The organism is Aliiglaciecola sp. 3_MG-2023 (assembly GCF_030548205.1).
Lineage (GTDB): Bacteria > Pseudomonadota > Gammaproteobacteria > Enterobacterales > Alteromonadaceae > Aliiglaciecola.
The window spans coordinates 229281-249223 of sequence record NZ_JAUORV010000007.1 but is presented as its reverse complement, the minus strand read 5'-3'; the positions used below and the strand labels follow the sequence as shown (position 1 = coordinate 249223).

Here is a 19943-nt window from a genome sequence, read left to right as displayed (position 1 = left end):
ACTATTTAGGATCATTACATGAACCGACTTAAAGCCGGCGATAAAGCGCCGCAATTTACACTTCAAGATCAGAATGACAATGCTGTCTCATTGGCAGATTTTAAAGGCAAGCATGTTTTAGTGTATTTTTATCCTAAAGCAATGACCCCAGGCTGCACTGTGCAAGCCCAGGGTTTACGAGATTCAAAAGCTGAGTTGGATAAACTAAATGTGGTTACGTTAGGGATCAGCCCAGATGCACAGAAACGTTTACCCAAGTTTGCCGAAAAAGAACAACTAAACTTTACGTTATTGTCAGATGAAGACCACGCAGTGGCAGATCAATTTGGCGTTTGGGGTCCGAAAAAGTTTATGGGACGCGAGTATGATGGGATCCATCGCATCTCTTTTTTAATCGATCCCGAAGGTGTTGTTTCCCATGTATTTGATAAATTCAAAACCAAAGATCACCACCAAGTCGTGCTAGATTTCTTAACCAATAGTTAAGTTAAACTCGCTGAATATCAAAAGGGAGCAAGTTTGCTCCCTTTTTTGGTTCTCCATTTCAGCACTGTGCAAATGCGCTTTAGAGGCTAGTTTCTTGTTCAGGACTTACACTGGGAGACCAAGCGTTGATAACGGCTTTAACCAATGTTGCCAGGGGGATGGCAAAGAATACGCCCCAGAACCCCCACAGACCACCGAAAAACAGCACAGCCACAATAATATAAATGGGATGTAAACTAACGGCTTCAGAAAATAAGATAGGCACTAGTACGTTTCCGTCTAACCCTTGAATGATTGCGTAAGCAATCATTAAATACCAGAAATCCGGAGTGATCCCCCATTGGAACAAGGCCACAATAGCAACGGGTAAAGTAACTACAGCCGCGCCTATGTATGGAATTAAAACGGAAAAGCCAACGAGTACCCCTAACAACACGGCGTAACGAAGATCCATTAGGGCAAAAGTAATCGAAGACACTGCCCCCACAATAATAATTTCAATCACTTTACCGCGGATATAATTAGCGATTTGCAGGTTCATTTCCGAACTAACCTGTTTAATCAAGCGGCGTTCGTTAGGCATAATACGTAATAAATTCTCAATTAATAAGTTCTTATCTTTGAGCATAAAAAACAACATCAAAGGCACTAAAATGAGATAAATGAGTATTGCCCCCACATCTGCTAATGAACTAAATGAAGCGGAGATAAGGGTTTCGCCCACTTGGACAATTTTTTGATTGATCTCCTCCAATATATTCTGAATATGGTAAATTTGAATAAAATTTGGATACAACTCTGGCAGCGTTAACAACCACTCTTGACCTTTATTCCATATTTGAGGAGTTTCCTTGATCAAATTCACACTTTGTTGGGTAATAACCGGAACTAAGCCAATAAAGGTCAAAATACACACAGCAATAAATGCCAGCACAATAATTGCGGTAGCATACATTCGGTTTATCCCTAGCCTCATTAACTGCATTAATGGCCAATCCAGTAAATAGGCTATAACGGCGGCCACAATAACGGGCATCAGTATATCGCCCCAAATAGCGAATAATACGGATACAAAGATCAGTAGCATGAGTAACATAAGAGAATCCGGATCCGAAAACTTACGCTTATACCAGCGATCTAACATCTCAAACATGTAATTTCCTGCCTATTTTACTTCTGTGGGGGTTGTTTCCTGAACACGACATTGACTGTAATGCAATTTGCTGCGAGGTTCGATAAATACCTGCATAATAACTTACACTATATTTGCACGTTTAATCATTAAAATTAAATGAAATTAGAATATAAGATATCTGCTCTTATATGCTGAGTGTAATGATATATTACCGCTAGATTTACATAATATTGACGTTATAAACTGAACTTATTTGCCCGTAACTGTTTCAAATAGGCGAATTAACCCATACATATAGAGTGGATAGAGAAATTTGAGAGAAGTTAGATTGAAAAATATGACTAAGCGTCTTGTTGTAGCAGTAGCTTCTGGCCTATTCGCCCTTACCTCAACATTCGTGGGAGCGCAAGTTAGCGACCAGCACCAACGCAATGCCTTACCAGAAATTGGCGTTGTGGCATCAGATGCCATTAGTATTGACAAAGAAATGCAAATTGGCGAAATATTAATGCGCCAACTTCGTGGTCAAGCGCCGCTGGTTAACGATCCTTTATTAGACGAATACCTACAAGATTTAGGCAATCGTCTGGTGGTACAAGCAGATAATGTAAAATTCCCTTTTAAGTTTTTTCTAATAAATAATGCAGATATAAACGCATTTGCATTTTTCGGTGGTCATGTTGGGGTGCACACAGGGTTAATATTCAACTCAGACAATGAAAGTGAATTAGCCTCTGTGCTTGCCCACGAAATTGCCCACGTGACTCAGCGCCATATTGCCCGAAAAATGCAATCTCAACAAAAGTCCACGCCGCTCCAGTTAGCTTCCATTTTCGGTAGTGTCTTGTTAGCCATCGCCAATCCCGAAGCCGGTATGGCAGCGTTAAGTGCAACCAATGCTGCCGCGCAACAAGCGTCTATCAACTATACTCGGGCTAACGAGCGGGAAGCCGACCGTATTGGTATTCAAGTATTGGCTCAAAGCGGTTACGATCCCAATGCTGCTGCATCATTTTTTGGAAAATTAGCGGAAAAATATCGACTACAATCTACGCCTTTTGCGTATTTATTGACTCACCCCCTACCACAATCCCGTATTGCCGATGCGCGCAGTCGAGCAAGTTCGTATAATGTGCGACAGGTGCCAGCAAGACTGAGCTTCCACCTAGCAAAAGCGAGGATCGTTGCTCGTTATTATGGCAATCCAAAAGACAATATTATCGGTTTTAAAGATATCCTTGATAAACAACAATATGTTTTCAAACAATCTGCAATGTACGGCTTAGCCCTGTCTTATTTTGAAAATGAGCAATATGCAGAAGCACAAAAAATCGTCCAGCAACTATTAAATAACGATTCGAATAACCTTTTCTATTTGGATATTGCCACCGATTTGTCCATCGCTCAAAAAGACTTCGAACCGGCCATTGCGATGTTATCAGAACAAGCAAAGCATACCCCCCACAATAGTGTGATAACGCTTAATTTAGCTAACATACTGATTAAAAAAGGGGATATTAAAAAAGCGACAAACTTGCTGAAAGACTTTTTGTTGGTGAACCCGAAAAACTTATTGGCCTTACAGTTGTTAACAGATGCATACCTGGAAAGTCGTCAAATGTTAGAAATGCACCAAAGCAAGGCTGAGGTATATGTTTTGGTAAGTGCCTATGCCAGAGCCATAGATGAGCTTCACAGCGCATATAACTTTGCCGGTGACCGACAACTAGAAAAACAACGAATCAGGGCCAGAATCGATCAAATCAGAGAACAAATAGACAAGATCAAATCCCTTTAGCTAGACTGCAACAGTTGTCGTTGTCGAAGCTGGATAATAATATTCTGTAAACTTGCATCACTTTGTTCGCCTTGAAGCTGTTTAATTAGCGCTCCGTCGGGGCCAATAATAAAAGTGGTGGGTAAAGATTTCGGTTTGCTAAAAACCGTATTTTCTGGCAAACCTGAAATGATCCTAAAATCAATTTGATATTTTTGTTTTAACGCCAGTAACTCTGGCGTGGGCAGATTATCAAAATTGACGGCCAACAATGCGACATCTGTTTCCCCATCCGCAAAGCGTTCAAACTGATTCAGCTCTGGAATTTCTTTTAGACAAGGGGCACACCACTCTGCAAAATAATTAACGACTAAAAACTGTCCGTTAAAATCTTGCCATTGATAACTTTCCCCTTCCACAGTTTCAAAGTCAGATTTAAGATTCAAAGACAAGTAAAAACCAGCTACGGCGGCTGCTAACCCAAAACTAACGAAGATCAATTTTTTAATCATAAACCCTGTGTTTCCTATTTTACCCTTCGCTTCCTACATTAAATTAGCATAACAAACCAAATAATATTTGTTGCCGCCATGCATTACCCTTTAGAATACTGCAATTTAATTGGCAATGAAAAGTAAACAAATTATGCAAAACTTACGAATTTATCATAATCCTCGCTGTAGCAAGAGTCGACAAACCTTAGCATTGCTAACGGACAAAGGCTTACAGCCAGAGATTATAGAATATTTAAAAACGCCACTATCAGTTTCGCAAATCGAAGGGCTTATGGCATTGCTGAATATTGAGGATCCGCGCAAAATGATGCGCTTAAAAGAAAAAGATTATACTGAAAATAATCTTGGTGATGAAAACGTCACTGCATCCCAGTTAATTTCTGCCATGGCCACCTACCCTAAACTAATTGAACGCCCAATTGTTGTGAATAACAATCAAGCTAGAATTGGTCGTCCGCCAGAATCGGTATTGGACATCCTATAGTGGGCCCTATTCTAGTTTTGTACTACAGCTTACATGGCGCAACGCGAAATTTAGCCAATAAAATTGCATTAGGTGCGCAAATGCAAGGGGCCGACGTGATTGTTCGAACTGTACCTAAGGTGTCCACAGGCATAGATTTTGAACAGCAACCTGTGCCTGAATCAGGAGATCCCTATGTAACCTTAGAAGAGCTGGCTAGTTGCAGCGGATTGGCGCTGGGCAGCCCTACCCGATTTGGTAATATGAGCAGTGCTATGAAACACTTTTGGGACTCAACCTCATCTTTGTGGCTGTCTGCTAATTTAAGCGGCAAGCCAGGATGTGTTTTTACCTCATCGAGTAGCATGCATGGTGGGCAAGAATCAACGTTATTAACCATGATGATCCCTTTACTACATCATGGCATGTTAATTAGTGGCCTTCCCTATTCTGAGCCTGAGTTACACTCAACACAAACCGGTGGTAGCCCATACGGCGTTAGTCATCTGAGTGTTCAAAATAAATCTGAATTGAGTCAAGACGAGCAAGCTTTGTGTATTGCCCAGGGAAAAAGACTTGCTTTGATAGCCCAAAAACTAGGACAAAAATGAAAATTCCAACCAGTATTTATCGAAAGTTAGCCTTAGTATGTTATCTGTTGTTGTTAGTTTGGGTTCCTGTTTGGCATCTCTTGTTGGCAACGCCAACGGGCAGAAGTGAGCAATTTGAAATATTCTTAACCTTTGCCTGGACCATTCCTTTGTTATTTCCCATGGCTGGAATTTTACGTGGCAAACCTTACACCCACGCATGGGCAAACTTTATTGTCATGTTCTATATCATTCATGGTCTCACCAGCTTTTATGCCGTTGCTGATGAACGTTATTATGCATTCATCGAAATTGTATTGAGCTTTGGTATGTTTATTGGTTGTAGCTTCTACGCCCGACTTAGGGGAAAAGAATTAGGACTTAGCATTCCTAAATTAAAAGATGAAATGGCCAAAGAAAAAGCCTCATTTGAAAAATAATGACCAGCGCGGTCATCATAAAGCAGCATTTTTAGATACTCAGCAATTTAAACAAGTAAAATAAGCCAAGGCGCTGCTGCGCCAAGGGCTAAAGATCTAGCACTTGTTTTATGAAGGGAATACTAATTTTTCGTTTTTCTTGTATACCTTGGAATTGCAGTTCATCCAGGGCGGCCACAAGACTATGCATATCCCGTTTCGCATGACTGATCAGAAACTGTAAAGATTCGCGAGAAATACTAATACCTCGCTGTTTAGCTTTAATATTTAACGCGTCACAAGCATCTTGGTCATCAAGGGGCGCTAAACTGAAGCTAATTCCCCAGGCTAAACGTGAAACCAGGTCAGCTAATTCAAATTGCAGTTGTTTAGGTCCACGGTCACAGCTTACAACAAGCTTACACACCTGAGTTTCACGAATTCGGTTAATTAAATCAAACAGTGCAGTTTGCCAATCTTTACTATGCTGAATATGCTGAATATTATCGATGCATAGCAGTTGAATGTTTTCCATCCCATCTAAAATGGTGTGGGGATAGCGAAGTGACGCATCAAGGGCCAAATAAAAATGGGATTTGTTTTGTTGCGCCGCATTGTGTGACATAGCCACTAATAAGTGACTTTTACCCGTCCCAGCGCCACCAGATATATAGGTCAGAAAAGGCAACTCAGTGGAATTACTTTGTTCAACAAGCAAACCACAATGCTGATAAATCAATGAGTTATCACCTACCACCAAAGAGTCGAAAGTCTGTTCGTCTGGCAAATCAACATCGAGTGAAATTTGTTTTGGTAACTGGTCGTCAACCAAATTAAGGTCTCCAAAAATAGGGTTTATTGACTTCAGGTTGACTAAAACCGTCCCTTGGACTTTCAATTCTATTGTCTAACCGGAATGCTTCGTCAAGATTTTCCTTTGCCCCAAACAATTCCAACTCAAACGTGGAAAAACCACCTTGTTGTTCAACCAAAGTCACATCGATAACCACTGACAAGTTAGTTAAAAATTCTAACACGTCCACGTAGGCAGTTAAGGATGAAATATTCCCAATCACGATTTGTGTTTTATTCTCAGAACCGTCGCCCGCTATTGCTTCTATTGCATATTTTGCAGCTAATTTATCGGTGATCATATCTATGGCTTTTTGCACTGCATCTTCTGGTGAGCTCGCTTCTACCTCACCAGAATCAAATGTACCGCGACGCGTGATCAGCCATTCAAGTACCCACACATTGAGTTTTTTAGGCTCGACTTGCTGCAGGGCTTCATCACCCTCTAACAAGCTACTAACCGGTTGTTCAGTACGATAAAACAAACGCCCTGACATGACGTATTCGGTACCATAACGTTCACTGGCTTCGACCAAGTTTTGGGTGTAACTCGACCAAACATCGTAAACACTTACCCGCTGAATATCCGTTAAGTCCATGATTGGAAAAGCGATCTCAATACCACGACTATTGGCGGTTTGTTTTGCCAAGTCGATTAAATTTTGATGCTCACTATCGGTTAACAGCTGACGAGTGCCCGTGTCTTTATCTTCTATTGCCAACCATACGAGGGTTTGAGGACGATGCTTACCCCAAATAGAAAAACCGGTTGAACGCAGTATGCTTTCAACCTGATTTACATCAAACTCTGCTTTATACAATAGTCCTTCAGCGGTTGATTCATAGGTATATGCCAGTAGGATATTCTGTGCATTATTTATATAGCCTTTAATTTCCTTGTCGGCCAACAACCCTCTATTTCCGCTGACCTTCACTAAGACTTCAGCAAGCGCTTGCTTCACTGCTTTTTTTTGCGCCGTTATAGATTGGTCATCAACGACGACAGAAGCGTTATACAGTCCTTCAACAACCGCAGCCTTCGCTCCGTTAATTTGGCCAATAAGTAATAACGTTAAAAACAGCAGACAACGCATTCGCATTAAACACTCTTGAAAATTCAAAGCAGTATTGTCATAGATCTAAAATAAAATTTCATCAATTGTTTAATGTATGTTTAGCATTAACGTATGTTTTTCCAGCAAATTGACGTTTTTTTTTGTTAAAAAAATCTACTTCCCTGACAAACTTTGTTACCTTGCTAGAAAATACCTTGATTTACAGTACCTTTTCTTTTGCCATACTGATAAAATCCGCAAAAATTTTTTACTGAGGAATATTGTGAGCGATTCTAACCCATCTCTGAGCTATAAAGACGCAGGCGTCGATATTGATGCAGGAAATCAACTGGTAGAACGAATCAAGTCAGTGACCAAGAAAACTCACCGTCCAGAAGTGAAAGGCGGTTTGGGAGGTTTCGGTGCTCTGTGTTCAATTCCTCAAAAGTATCGTTCACCTCTATTGGTGTCAGGTACCGATGGAGTAGGAACAAAACTCAGATTGGCAATGGACCTAAAACGCCACTTTGGAATTGGTATTGATTTAGTTGCAATGTGTGTTAACGATTTAATCGTGCAAGGAGCTGAGCCGTTATTCTTCTTAGATTATTACGCAACAGGTAAGCTCGATGTTGACACTGCAACTGAAGTGGTTAGTGGCATCGGAGCAGGTTGTGAATTATCCGGTTGTGCACTCATTGGTGGTGAAACGGCTGAAATGCCTGGCATGTATCACGGTAACGATTACGACGTAGCAGGATTCTGTGTTGGCGTAGTTGAAGCTGACGAAGTGATCGATGGCAGTAAAGTCGCACCAGGCGATGCCATCATTGCACTGGCCTCTTCAGGTCCTCATTCTAATGGCTACTCGTTAGTCCGAAAAGTATTGGAAGTAAGCGGTACCGATCCTGAAACACCATTTCAAGATAGCACTATTGCTGACCACCTATTGGAACCCACTCGAATTTATGTGAAGTCGGTTTTAGCGCTATTGGAAAAACACCCAGTACATGCCATTTCTCATATCACTGGCGGTGGTTTCTGGGAAAACATCCCCCGGGTATTACCAGATAATGCTAAAGCAGTGGTGAAGCGAGATAGTTGGACACGACCAGCGATTTTTGATTGGTTACAAGAAAATGGCAACATCACTGAACATGAAATGTTCCGAACTTTTAACTGTGGTGTTGGTCTGATGATTGTATTACCTCAAGCAGAAGCCGAAGGGGCAGTGAATTATCTGAATGAGCTAGGTGAAAAAGCCTGGGTATTGGGTGAAATAGCCCAGTGCGGTGAAGAACAAGAACAAGTTGAGATTGTTTAATTGAGCGGTTCAGTAAAATCTATTGTTGTTTTAGTCTCTGGTAATGGCTCTAATTTACAGGCCATTATCGACTACTTTAGTGATAAAACGGATATCGCTCAGGTTACCGCCGTTATTTCAAACGAACCCACTGCATTTGGTCTTCAGCGGGCACAAAATGCTGGTATTGACGCACTTTGCGTAAACCATCGGGAATTTGAAAGCCGCGGTGAATATGACCAGGCGTTGAAAGCAGAAATTGACAAGTACTCCCCTGACTTAGTGGTACTGGCTGGATTTATGCGTATTTTAACCGAACAATTTGTGAGTAGTTTTAGTGGCAAGATGGTTAACATCCACCCTTCTCTACTGCCTAAATACAAAGGTTTAAATACCCATCAAAAAGCCATTGATGCGAAAGATTTAGAGCATGGTGCTTCTGTGCACTTTGTGACACCAGAACTGGATGGTGGCCCGGTAATTATTCAATCCAAAGTGCCAGTTTTTGAGCATGATACAGCGGCTGAATTAGCTCAAAGAGTTCAGCAACAAGAGCGAAATATTTATCCACTTGTTGTAGACTGGTTCTGTAGGCAGCGATTAATGATGATCAACAATAAGGCAGTATTAGATGGACAGGAACTTCCTCAAAACGGATATGCGACTGATTAAATGCTTATTTAGCGGAATAGTTTTATTCTGCCTAACCTTAGGTGCTAGCGCACACGCTGCTGAATTGATTGAATTCGATGCCCAATACAAAGCATTTCGCTATGGTAAGGAACTGGGTACTGCCGAGCTAAAACTGGAATCCCTGGGTCGTGAACGTTTTCGGTTGTCTTATCAATCCAAAGTATCCATGTTTTTTCTGTCTGATAAACGCAGTGAAGTTAGTTTGTTTAGCTTTACTGACGATAAAATTGTTCCTTTCAAATATAACTACGAGCGAACGGGATTTGGTTCTGATAAGAGCTTAGTTGCTCAGTTTGACCGACAAAAGAATTCCATCAAAATAAATAACGACTCAAGCTTACATTGGCATAATGAATTCGATAATCAACTTTATCGTTTAGACATTCAATTGCAATTGGCTGAAGGCAAAAAAGACTTACAATACAATCTATTGAACTATCGTGGAGAGTTAAGACAATATAATCTTGTGGTTATGTCTACTGAGCAATTGTCACTCCCCTATGGCCTGCTAGAAGGTGTTAAAGTCAAAATTGTTCGTCCCAATTCTAGCCGAGAAACCTACGCATGGTTTGCACCATCACTCAACTATCAGTTAGTTAGATTAAAGCAGCTTAAAGACGGAGAAGAGCAAGGTGACATACAGCTTTCTGCTTTTTCATCGGGTCCAGAAGCAAACTAACATCCACTTTGCATAAAATTACGTAATAATTCCTGTAATAGGTCAACTATTTTTAAAACGTTAGATCTCGCGCAAAGAAAACGTCTATTTAGCAATTTAGGCTTGAAAACAGCGCTAATATAGCCATGCTTATAATTAGCTATAAGATGAATGCATTTGATCTCCATCAAAAACAGGCATATTTTTAGTTCTTAGTCAGAAAAAGGTCTTTTGAATGAATATTATATTGTGGTTAGTCACCGTTATCGGTGCTGTAGGCGTCGTCAGCTTTCTCAGGCTGAAGTTATTAAACGCCAGTGTGATAGTGGGCTTAGTATTGCTGCTTGCAACAACGTTTGGGTATGTAGGCTTTTTCACTTGGTTAGTGTTTTTAGCCATTGCAATTCCATTAAACATGGAGTCCATTAGAAAGCAGTACATGACCCAGCCGATGTTAGATATGTATCGCAAAATTATGCCGGAAATGTCCACCACTGAAAAAGAAGCCATTGATGCGGGTACAGTTTGGTGGGACGGCGAAATTTTCAGTGGTGATCCTGATTGGCAGAAATTGCATGCCATTCCTAAGGCGGTATTAAGCGCTGAAGAGCAGGCATTTTTAGATGGGCCAGTGGAAGAAGCTTGCCGCATGGTGGATGACTGGGAAGTCCATCATACCCGTGCCGATTTATCCCCTGAAACTTGGCAATTTCTGAAAGACAATAAATTCTTCGCCATGATCATTAAAAAGAAATACGGCGGATTAGAATTCTCAGCTTATGCTCAATCCAGAGTTTTACAAAAACTGTCTGGATGCAACGCAGTTTTGGCCACAACGGTCGGTGTACCGAACTCTTTAGGTCCTGGAGAACTACTTCAACACTATGGTACCACCGAACAACAAGATCACTATTTGCCGCGCCTAGCCACAGGTGACGAAATTCCTTGTTTTGCCCTAACTGGCAGAGAAGCAGGTTCAGATGCAGGCGCAATTCCAGACACCGGCGTCGTCTGTAAAGGTACTTGGGAAGGCGAAGAAATCATTGGTATGAAACTGACCTTTGATAAACGCTATATTACCCTAGCCCCTGTAGCCACTGTTATCGGCTTAGCCTTTAAGATGACCGACCCTGAAGGTCTATTAGGCGATGAACCTGATTTAGGTATCACCTGCGCCTTAATTCCCCGGGATACTGAAGGCTTAGAAATTGGTAACCGTCATTTTCCGTTAAATGTCCCCTTCCAAAACGGACCATTGAAAGGCACCGACATCTTTGTTCCCCTAGATTATATTATTGGTGGTGCAGAAATGGCCGGCCAAGGCTGGCGTATGTTGGTTGAGTGCTTATCAGTTGGACGATGTATTACCTTGCCTTCAACTGCAGCCGGTGGTACAAAAACCATGGCCTTAGCCACAGGTGCTTATGCACGTATTCGTCGCCAGTTCAAAATGCCCGTAGGTAAAATGGAAGGTATTGAAGAGATGTTAGGCCGTATTGGCTCTAACGCTTATATGATGGACGCGGTAACGAGTTTATCCACCAAAGGAGTAGATTTAGGTGAAAAACCTTCGGTTATTTCAGCCATCTGTAAATATCACCTAACGGAAAAAATTCGCTCTGTGGTTAACGATTCCATGGATGTTCACGGTGGTAAAGGCATCATGCTTGGTCCAAATAACTATTTGGGTAGAGCTTATCAAGGTACCCCCATTTCAATTACCGTTGAAGGTGCAAACATCTTAACCCGTAATATGATGATTTATGGGCAAGGTGCGATTCGCTGTCATCCCTTTGTGTTGAAAGAAATGTATGCCGCAGGCAAAGAAGATGAAAATGAAGCTTTGGCAGAATTTGACCAAGCAGTATTCGGACACATTGGGTTTGCAATGAGCAACTTCTTCAGAAGCGGATGGTATTCACTAACCTGTGCAATCACCGCAGACTCCCCTTTTGACGATGAAACCAGTCAATACTACAAAGCCATGAAACGTTACAGTGCCAATATGGCATTGCTATCTGATGTGGCAATGGGCGTACTTGGTGGTGAATTGAAACGCAAAGAAAGGCTATCGGCTCGTTTAGGGGATATTCTCAGTTACCTGTATTTAGGCTCTGCTACCCTTAAAAAGTTTGATGATCAAGGTCGTCAAAAAGAAGATTTAATACTGGTACATCGCGCCATGCAAGACTGTTTGTACTCGTTAGAAACCGCCATTGATGAGTTATTGCATAACTTCCCGAATAAGGCATTAGGCTACTTTCTTCGAGGGATCATTATGCCCTTTGGCAAGAGTTTCGCTAAACCTGCCGATGAACTCGATCATCAAATTGCCACCTTGCTGCAAACGCCTGGAGATGCCCGTAATCGCTTAGGTGAAGGTCAATATCTGGGCCGCGACGAAGGCAACCCTATGGGTAAATTAGAGCAAATTTTAGGTGACATTCTAGCTGTTGAACCCCTTTACGACAAAGTCTGTAAGGCCGCAGAACAGCGCTTCCCTTTCACCCAGTTAGATGAAGTAGGTAAAAAAGGCTTAGAACTAGGTGTATTAACCGCGGAAGAGTCTGAGTTAATGGCGCGCGCAGAGCAAGGTCGATTGGATACTATAAACGTTGACGACTTTACATCTGAAGAGTTAATGGCTGATAAAACCTTACTCAAGCCTAAAAGAAAGAGTCGTAGCAAGGCAAGTTAATGAATAAATAACGCCTTAGCACAAATCATAATGATGCAAAAATCCCACTTTTGAAGTGGGATTTTTTATTCAACTCCAGCCTAATTCGTTTGCAAGAATAACTCAAAATACATCGAATTTCCCCCAACAGCGCCCCATTGCTTCAGACTAGTATCGTAATCCGTGTTGTAACACACATCCCATGGGCACAACTTTCGATTCAATGACGGTCAATTGTGTGAAATCAATTTTACTGATTTGATCTTCCTTTAATACCTTTGAAATTTCAAAATATGCCGAACTGTAGGGTGCATTTTCAGGGCGCAATTCTAAATATGGATACTGTCTGTATAACCAATCTCCGATTAAATAACTTTCAATCTGTGCAGATGGATTATCAATAATGAAACGGTATTTTCCATTGGATGCTAACTCCAAATCGACCTCTAAATTACATCCTTCACTGAGCTGTAATTGATAGACGTGAGCGAGATCTTGTTTAAATACACCGTGGTCACGGCTTTGTTCTGGAAAAATAAAAAGTGCAAGGGAGTTTTTAGTGTACCAATGATTACCTTTAGTGAGACCTTGAATATTGTTAATAGGGACACCTAGTTGTGCAAATAGGTTTTCTGCGCGGGCTAAGGTTTCAGGATCGTCTAATAACAATGAATATAAGATGGTATTTTCAGTAATTGTTGTAGGAAAATCGAGTTGATTAAACTCAACTAAAAACTTCTCTTCTGTTAAGGCATGGTCGAGGTCAAGGCGTTGTTGCTTGTCTAAATACTTGGCGTAAACAAAAACCGTGGGGTGTGAAACGCAGCCACTTAGTAAGGCCAGACTTATCACAGACATAATCCAACAAAAGCCCTTCAAGGCAGGTTGGAAATTGTTGTCGTTCACCATCACAATCCTTTAACTAAAAAAACCTTTGCCTGTAATCGCTTTCTTTAAATATGGGCCAAAGGGTTGCATTGAAATTCGCTATTTTACTTCCTAATTGCCAAATCGGGAGTTTGCTCCTAAGCACCTCATTGTTAAATGAAATTGACGAAAAGAAATTGCCCTTTAAGTCTTAAAAGCCATGCTCAAACCTATCTCGAGTAAAGTGCCGATTGCTTCCCTGCTGTTTAAACACAATAGTAAAGAAGACTTTTTCACTGCCCGTCTTAGATTTTTTTATCTAACAGTGTTTTTTTGTCGTCTTCACTTAAAAACGCGGCTTTTACCCCATTGAGCTGAATATTTTTCAACTGCTGCTCGGATATGCCAAGAACCTCGTTAGCAACCTGATACTCATGGGCAATATCGATATTTGAAACCGCTGGATCATCGGTATTTAAGGTAACTAAAACTTGATGCTTTAAAAAAGTTGCCAGCGGATGATGTTTTAAATTTTTGACGGTGGCAGTTTGGTAATTGGACGTTGGGCAAGACTCAATAGCAATGTTGTTATCCGCCATATAAACCAATAACTTTTCATCTTGGACAGCGGAAACTCCGTGGCCAATGCGACTTGCGCCTAATTTATAAATCGCGTTCCAAATACTTTGCGGACCATCAGCTTCACCGGCATGTACCGTAATATGCCAGTCGGCATCCCTAGCTTTAACAAAATGATCGGTAAATAACTCAGCTGGATAACCTAACTCATCACCAGCTAAATCAAGTGCCACAATATCATCTTGATAATGAAGTAACGCCTCGAGCTCTTGCATGCAAATGTCAGCACCAAAGGTACGACTCAAGATGCCAATTAAATTCGCTTTTACGGCAAAATCTTTCTCGCCGGCTCTAACCCCATCGATAACGGCGGAAATTAACTCAACCATATTCAAATTATGGGATTGCGCCATATAGTATGGAGAAAAGCGTAACTCAACATAATCTAAGCGGCTATTTTTCGCATCACGCATGTTTTCATAGGCAACTTGATAACACGCATCATAATCAGCTAATACCGACACCCCTACATCGAGTTTCGCCAGAAACGCTAACAAATCACTGGTTTTATCGTGAATTTGAGTTAATTTCTCTACTTCTTGCAAGGTTTTCGCGGGAAGCTCAATTTGATGTTTTTGAGCAAGCTCCCAAATGACATGGGGCTGAATATTCCCATCTAAGTGTCGATGCAAATCGACTAAAGGAAGTGAGTAATCTATCATCGTATTGACCTTGAAAATTAAGTAATCTTCCTATTACCTAAGATTTAAATATTTGACTGCAATTTTTCAACCAACAATACAGCTTGTGTTCTGGTGTTGACTTTCAGCTTTTTAAATATTGCACTAGTATGAGCTTTAACCGTTGCTTCCGTAACGTCCATATCATAGGCAATTTGTTTATTGAGCATGCCTTCTTGCAAATAATTTAATACTTGAAATTGCTTAGGGGTTAATTCAGCCACCATTAGAGCAATTTCTTGCTGCTCAGCTGAGATGCTATCAATCTGGCTTTTCATTTCTTCAGGAAGCCAGGTCCCTCCGTTAAGGACGTTATCGATAGCTTCTGCAATGGAGGAAATTGCCGCAGATTTCGAAACAAATCCTTTTGCACCATAACCAATAGCCTGGGAAACCACTTTAGGATGATCACTAGCAGAGATAACAATAACAGGGACATCTGGAAAATCTCCACAGACCCGAATGATGCCATAAAAATTCTCACAACCCGGCATGCTTAAATCAAGCAAAATAATATCTATATCGCCACAAGTTTCTAATGAATCTAATGTTGTCTCAAGTGCATCTGATTCAACAAATGCAACGTCTTTATATAACGGACTCAAAGCACCTTTTAATGCTTCCCTGAATAGCGGATGATCGTCCGCTATTAGAAATTTAGGCATGAAACTTCCCTTTTATTTTACTTATTTAAATTATCGTCAAAACCTGCTTTAGACTTTAGTCTATATTTGCTCAAGTTTAAACTAAGTTTTTCAACTTGTACCCATAATTTCAATAGATTGAGCTTAATTTGCTAACACTGATCGCCACAGGTAGAATTGCCGAAATTTTTCTATATTCGTGTTTGTGAGTTAAAAACGATGAACCAAAAAGACGCGATATACTCGCAACCTAAGTCTAAAGTTAACGACTTTTGTTTTGATGAGGCAGTTGCTCAAGTATTTCCTGATATGATCCAACGTTCTGTGCCGGGTTACAGTACTATAATTGATAACATTGGACTAATTGCTAATCGTTTTGCTCAGCAAGACACTAATCTATACGATTTAGGCTGCTCATTAGGGGCTGCAAGCCTAGCCATGCGCCGCAGTGTTAAACAAACAGGTTGTCAAATTATTGCGGTTGATAACTCCCAAGCGATGGTTGATAAATGTTTGTTGCATTTAAACGCATTTAAATCAGATATTCCAACCAATGTGTATTGTGATGATATTCTTGATATTGAGATAGCAAATGCCTCGGTAGTTGTACTTAATTTCACTATGCAATTCATTCCACCGACTCAACGGGATTTTCTGATCCAAAAAATTTACGCTGGTATGAAGCCAGGCGGTGTACTGGTGCTGTCTGAAAAAATTCGCCATGAAAATGACTTAGCCAATGATTTAGTTATTGATTTGCATCATGAATTCAAACGCAACAATGGATACAGCGAGTTGGAAATCAGTCAAAAGCGTTCAGCGATTGAAAATGTCATGTTAGTTGATTCATTGGAAACCCATAAAACGAGACTGGCCAATGCAGGTTTTAAAAACTTTGTGATGTGGTTTTGTTGCTTCAATTTTACATCAATGTTAGTGGTGAAATAAAATGGCACATCAATGGTTTAAACAGTTTTATAGTCTAATTGCCGAAACAGCATTAAGCGACTGGCTGGACGTATTACCTGCACAAATTTCCGCCTGGGAGAAACAACAATTACACGGTGATTATGCAAAATGGCAAAAGTTACTGAGCAAACTTCCCAACACGGACGTCACTTCGGTTGAATTAAAGTCTGATGTGAAAATTGGTAGAGCAGACGATATTGATGAATACACGAAACGTCAAATAACAGGTCTGTTAAAGCAATTTAAACCTTGGCGTAAAGGGCCTTTTTATATTCACGATATTTTCATTGATACTGAATGGCGTTCAGATTGGAAATGGGATCGTGTTTTACCCCATATAGAATCACTAAAAGACAGAACCGTTTTAGATATTGGTTGTGGTAGTGGATACCATATGTGGCGAATGCTAGGCGAACAAGCAAAGTTTGTAGTGGGCATAGATCCGACTCAGTTGTTTCTTATGCAATTTCAGGTCATTAAGCATTTTAACCCCAACCCTAACATTCATTTGTTGCCAATAGGCGTTGAACAGTTACCTGAGTTAAAAGCCTTTGATACGGTATTTTCTATGGGTGTTTTGTATCATAGACGTAGCCCAATTGATTTTTTACAACAACTCAAACAGCAACTTCGACCTGGTGGACAATTGGTTTTAGAAACACTGGTCATTGAAGGTGATGAACACAGTGTATTAATGGCTGGTGAGCGCTATGCGCAAATGCGTAATGTGTGGTTTTTACCCAGCACAAAAGCGCTTACGGTATGGTTAGAACGCGTTGGTTTTAAAGACGTTAAAGTGGTTGATGTGGGGCCCACCAGTTTACAAGAGCAGCGCAAAACGGATTGGATGGACAGCCAATCTTTGGCGGACTTTTTAGATCCTGAAGATCAAAGCAAAACCATTGAGGGCTACCCTGCCCCAATTCGTGCAGTGCTTACCGCGACAACTTGATAGGGCATTCTTAAAACGCCCTATCAAATGACTTAAATGTTCCTAAGCTAAGAGCAAACTTGGTTTTATACTCTTAGGAAAAGTTTGATGGCCGACTATCTTTCATCAATATATCAAGGGCTTTCTGTGCTTGTGTTTGATCGCTAATATCTTTTATTTCAATCATTTCACATTCATCCCGGATCATTTCTGAAATAAGACTGGGATAATGGCGACAATCTTCCGGTCTATTTTCATAAATACTGCAGCTGTATTTTTTAGGGGAAAGCCCATTGGCTTGTGGCTCTATTTCAAGAAAAGGACAGGTTTTCAGTCTTATGCCTGATTTAGGATCAAACCAAATTTGATTGTTTTTCACGTAATCAAAAATCTCAGGATTAAATAATTCCCACAAGTCTATTTCTTCTTTTGAAGCGCTTAGATCACCACCACCGTATTTAATACAGCACTTTCCACATTGATTGCAGTCTTTCATTATTCACAAATTTAAAAACTAAACCCCACTGTAGTCTAACAAATATGAAAATTCATCGGGATTTAAAGTTGAAGATTAGACTATCTCTGCTGCGACTACAGAAATCTCAACCAATAAGGCTTCTCGGGCCATTTTAGCTGCCACACATGCTCTTGCAGGCGCATGACCTTCCGGCACCCAAGCATCCCACACCGCATTCATGGCGGCGAAATAGCTCATGTCTTTAACATAAATGGTTGCCGAAAGTAGATGTTCTTTATCACTACCTGCTTTTTGTAAAAGCTCATCGACTTTTTCAAGCATAGTGGTGGTTTGTTCAGTAATATCTTTTTCGGCGTCTTTGCAGACTTGCCCACACAAATAAATCGTGCCGTTATGTTTAACAATACGACTCATTCTGGCACTGGTTTCAATTCTTTCTATCATTATTTTAGGATCGGCTAAGTTGAAGTGCGGCGGAGGATAACACGAGAGCCAACCTAACTTAAACGACTATTGGTTAGCGCTCGCTTTAAAAGCTTAAGCGTCAGCAGCCAACGCCATGCATTCAATTTCAACTCGACCGCCTAACCCTAAACCACTGCCTGCAACGGCACTTCGCGCAGGTAGTGAGTCTTTAAAATATTGCACATAAACGTTATTCACATCTCCCCATTCGTTTATATCTGCCAGAAACAACGTGCATTTAATCACCTTATCCATGCCGGAGCCAAAACGCTCTAGGGTTGCTTTAATATTTTGCAAAGCCTGATGTGTTTCGGCCACCACGCCACCTTCTACCAGCTTTAGTTGTCCAGGAATGACACCCAACTCCCCTGACAAATATAAAATGCCATTGGCTTCTACAGCTTGAGAGAATGGCAAATTTAACTGTTTAAATTGCTCAGAGCTCAGACGCTTTATGCTGTTACTAGCTTGTGGATTAGCGTGACTGGCAACTGGAAACAACGATACCAAACTAAAAAGAACGAAAAATACAGTAGCCAAACACTTCATAACAACTCCTTTATGCTGTAATTAATTTAATAAATACGCAGCGGTATATTGAGCAAGTAGTAAATTAGAAAGACTATGGGTTTGCTTATCTTGTCCCATTATATATCCCTCAGACATACAAGACTGTTGCATTTGTCCTAATAAGCCGAGTCGAAAATGGTACTGTTCTTGGCGACTCAATTCAGCGGGTACCGCAATTGTAGTACCGTCAATTTGCCAATCACCATTTTCCAACAATACTTGTTTGCATGGTGCGGGGTTTAACGTAGCAATGAATTGCCTTGGGGTAGCCATTTCCCACCCGTGACCAGCACTGGGGAAAATAGTACTACCAACTGCCGAACCTGCGTCTCTTAAACGATTTTCAAGACGTGCACAAGCCTCCAAGTCATTTGATTTGTCTTCGGCCCCACGTAAGCTGAACAAAGGCGCTCCGGTGGTTTTAGCCGTTTGCAAGTCAAAATGACAAGGCCCGTAATAATCTAAATGTAAGGCAAATGGCGATACCTGTGGAGCCATATTTTGCTGAATACGACTATCTAAAGCAGCGCGAGTCGCCATGCCACCATAAGAAAAACCCATTAACCCTATTTTTTCAGGATTAATTGCCGGGTGCTGATTTAGAAATGTAAGCGCACTATAGGCATCAGCAGTTTCATCAGCATCACTGACAATTGCCACTCTCAGTCCATAAGGTGTCTCTTCGGTTACCCCCCTCGCTTCGTAGGAATTTACGACTAAACCTGCAATCCCATGATCTGCCATCCATTGACCATAGGCAAGCTCACGGCTCGGCAGAATTCCGCCGCTACCGTGGAGTATCACCATAGCGGGTACCGGGTTGTCAGCACTGGCACCTGGTGGTAAGAACAATTGCCCTTTAACCGTAGTGGTAGCAAGTGTCTGTTCCGGCAAAACCAACCATTTATAATCTCCAGGAGTGACTGAAGAAAAATACACTTCACCATGGGTGTTTTCAGTCACCTTACTGATGGCCGGATAATCCGGAAAATCAGGTAGTGGCGGTGGCTGCCTCTTTTCCTGCGATAAACCAACGAATGAGACACATGCTAAACACAACAAAAACAATCGCATTGT

22 protein-coding genes are annotated in these 19943 nt (G+C 41.1%); 11 read left to right on the top strand and 11 right to left on the bottom strand.

Annotated features, from left to right (window positions below):
- Nucleotides 1–18: 18 nt before the first annotated feature.
- The gene (gene bcp, locus Q4574_RS10500) at nt 19–486 is read left to right on the top strand and encodes a thioredoxin-dependent thiol peroxidase (RefSeq protein ID WP_303474043.1); all 468 of its coding nucleotides are present in this window, start codon (nt 19–21) and stop codon (nt 484–486) included.
- Between the two features lie 79 nt (nt 487–565).
- Here the strand turns inward: bcp and Q4574_RS10495 are convergent, their stop codons facing one another.
- Nucleotides 566–1639 (bottom strand): AI-2E family transporter, encoded by a 1074-nt coding sequence (locus tag Q4574_RS10495; protein WP_303474042.1) that lies wholly within the window; start codon nt 1637–1639, stop codon nt 566–568.
- Between the two features lie 319 nt (nt 1640–1958).
- Here Q4574_RS10495 and Q4574_RS10490 point away from each other — a divergent pair, with 319 nt between their 5' ends.
- Nucleotides 1959–3419 carry a M48 family metalloprotease gene (locus Q4574_RS10490; protein ID WP_303474076.1) on the top strand — a complete coding sequence of 487 codons (1461 nt, stop codon included), beginning with the start codon at nt 1959–1961 and terminating at the stop codon, nt 3417–3419.
- Here the strand turns inward: Q4574_RS10490 and Q4574_RS10485 are convergent.
- A complete protein-coding gene (locus Q4574_RS10485; protein ID WP_303474041.1) occupies nt 3416–3910 on the bottom strand; it encodes a TlpA disulfide reductase family protein in 495 nt (164 codons plus the stop codon). The genes Q4574_RS10490 and Q4574_RS10485 overlap by 4 nt on opposite strands.
- 133 nt (nt 3911–4043) lie before the next feature.
- Here Q4574_RS10485 and arsC point away from each other — a divergent pair, with 133 nt between their 5' ends.
- The 3 genes from arsC to Q4574_RS10470 are packed head-to-tail and all read left to right on the top strand — an operon-like array spanning nt 4044 to nt 5406.
- Nucleotides 4044–4397: an arsenate reductase (glutaredoxin) gene (gene arsC, locus Q4574_RS10480; RefSeq protein ID WP_303474040.1), complete on the top strand. Its 354-nt coding sequence runs from the start codon at nt 4044–4046 to the stop codon at nt 4395–4397.
- A complete protein-coding gene (wrbA, locus tag Q4574_RS10475; RefSeq protein ID WP_303474075.1) occupies nt 4394–4987 on the top strand; it encodes an NAD(P)H:quinone oxidoreductase in 594 nt (197 codons plus the stop codon). The genes arsC and wrbA overlap by 4 nt, the downstream gene beginning before the upstream one ends.
- Entirely contained in the window at nt 4984–5406 is a 423-nt protein-coding gene (locus Q4574_RS10470; RefSeq protein WP_303474039.1) for a DUF2069 domain-containing protein, read from the top strand. The genes wrbA and Q4574_RS10470 overlap by 4 nt, the downstream gene beginning before the upstream one ends.
- An 88-nt stretch (nt 5407–5494) precedes the next feature.
- Here Q4574_RS10470 and hda read toward each other — a convergent pair whose 3' ends face one another.
- Both hda and Q4574_RS10460 read right to left on the bottom strand, forming a co-directional pair.
- The gene (hda, locus tag Q4574_RS10465; RefSeq protein WP_303474038.1) at nt 5495–6217 is read right to left on the bottom strand and encodes a DnaA regulatory inactivator Hda; all 723 of its coding nucleotides are present in this window, start codon (nt 6215–6217) and stop codon (nt 5495–5497) included.
- A gap of 1 nt (nt 6218) precedes the next feature.
- Nucleotides 6219–7337: a DUF2066 domain-containing protein gene (locus Q4574_RS10460; RefSeq protein WP_303474036.1), complete on the bottom strand. Its 1119-nt coding sequence runs from the start codon at nt 7335–7337 to the stop codon at nt 6219–6221.
- A 238-nt stretch (nt 7338–7575) separates the two neighbouring features.
- On the opposite strand from Q4574_RS10460, the gene purM reads away from it, so the two are divergent.
- From purM to fadE, 4 genes are all read left to right on the top strand, one after another.
- Nucleotides 7576–8616, top strand: a complete 1041-nt coding sequence (gene purM / locus Q4574_RS10455; protein ID WP_303474035.1) for a phosphoribosylformylglycinamidine cyclo-ligase — start codon at nt 7576–7578, stop codon at nt 8614–8616.
- Nucleotides 8617–9267, top strand: a complete 651-nt coding sequence (gene purN / locus Q4574_RS10450; protein WP_303474034.1) for a phosphoribosylglycinamide formyltransferase — start codon at nt 8617–8619, stop codon at nt 9265–9267.
- Nucleotides 9227–9967 (top strand): DUF3108 domain-containing protein, encoded by a 741-nt coding sequence (locus Q4574_RS10445; protein WP_303474032.1) that lies wholly within the window; start codon nt 9227–9229, stop codon nt 9965–9967. The genes purN and Q4574_RS10445 overlap by 41 nt, the downstream gene beginning before the upstream one ends.
- 214 nt (nt 9968–10181) lie before the next feature.
- Nucleotides 10182–12644: an acyl-CoA dehydrogenase FadE gene (fadE, locus tag Q4574_RS10440; protein WP_303474031.1), complete on the top strand. Its 2463-nt coding sequence runs from the start codon at nt 10182–10184 to the stop codon at nt 12642–12644.
- A 147-nt stretch (nt 12645–12791) separates the two neighbouring features.
- Here the strand turns inward: fadE and Q4574_RS10435 are convergent, their stop codons facing one another.
- The 3 genes from Q4574_RS10435 to Q4574_RS10425 form a co-directional block, all read right to left on the bottom strand.
- Entirely contained in the window at nt 12792–13481 is a 690-nt protein-coding gene (locus Q4574_RS10435; RefSeq protein ID WP_303474030.1) for a hypothetical protein, read from the bottom strand.
- Nucleotides 13482–13795: 314 nt separating this feature from the next.
- Complete coding sequence (gene add / locus Q4574_RS10430; protein WP_303474029.1) at nt 13796–14791, bottom strand: adenosine deaminase; 996 nt, start codon at nt 14789–14791, stop codon at nt 13796–13798.
- Nucleotides 14792–14835: 44 nt separating this feature from the next.
- Nucleotides 14836–15474 (bottom strand): response regulator transcription factor, encoded by a 639-nt coding sequence (locus Q4574_RS10425; protein WP_303474028.1) that lies wholly within the window; start codon nt 15472–15474, stop codon nt 14836–14838.
- A gap of 198 nt (nt 15475–15672) precedes the next feature.
- Between Q4574_RS10425 and cmoA the strand changes: the two genes are divergently transcribed.
- Together cmoA and cmoB are read left to right on the top strand one after the other, a co-directional pair.
- Complete coding sequence (gene cmoA / locus Q4574_RS10420; protein WP_303474027.1) at nt 15673–16401, top strand: carboxy-S-adenosyl-L-methionine synthase CmoA; 729 nt, start codon at nt 15673–15675, stop codon at nt 16399–16401.
- Between the two features lies 1 nt (nt 16402).
- A complete protein-coding gene (cmoB, locus tag Q4574_RS10415; protein ID WP_303474026.1) occupies nt 16403–17374 on the top strand; it encodes a tRNA 5-methoxyuridine(34)/uridine 5-oxyacetic acid(34) synthase CmoB in 972 nt (323 codons plus the stop codon).
- Between the two features lie 73 nt (nt 17375–17447).
- Here cmoB and Q4574_RS10410 read toward each other — a convergent pair whose 3' ends face one another.
- The 4 genes from Q4574_RS10410 to Q4574_RS10395 all read right to left on the bottom strand — a co-directional run bounded on the left by Q4574_RS10410 (nt 17448) and on the right by Q4574_RS10395 (nt 19940).
- Complete coding sequence (locus tag Q4574_RS10410; RefSeq protein ID WP_303474025.1) at nt 17448–17849, bottom strand: YkgJ family cysteine cluster protein; 402 nt, start codon at nt 17847–17849, stop codon at nt 17448–17450.
- A gap of 75 nt (nt 17850–17924) precedes the next feature.
- A complete protein-coding gene (locus Q4574_RS10405) occupies nt 17925–18278 on the bottom strand; it encodes a RidA family protein (RefSeq protein ID WP_368411641.1) in 354 nt (117 codons plus the stop codon).
- 90 nt (nt 18279–18368) lie between these two features.
- Nucleotides 18369–18845, bottom strand: coding sequence for a Rid family detoxifying hydrolase (locus tag Q4574_RS10400; RefSeq protein ID WP_303474023.1), 477 nt, complete (start codon nt 18843–18845; stop codon nt 18369–18371).
- Nucleotides 18846–18866: 21 nt separating this feature from the next.
- Complete coding sequence (locus tag Q4574_RS10395) at nt 18867–19940, bottom strand: dienelactone hydrolase family protein (RefSeq protein WP_303474022.1); 1074 nt, start codon at nt 19938–19940, stop codon at nt 18867–18869.
- Between the last annotated feature and the right edge of the window lie 3 nt (nt 19941–19943).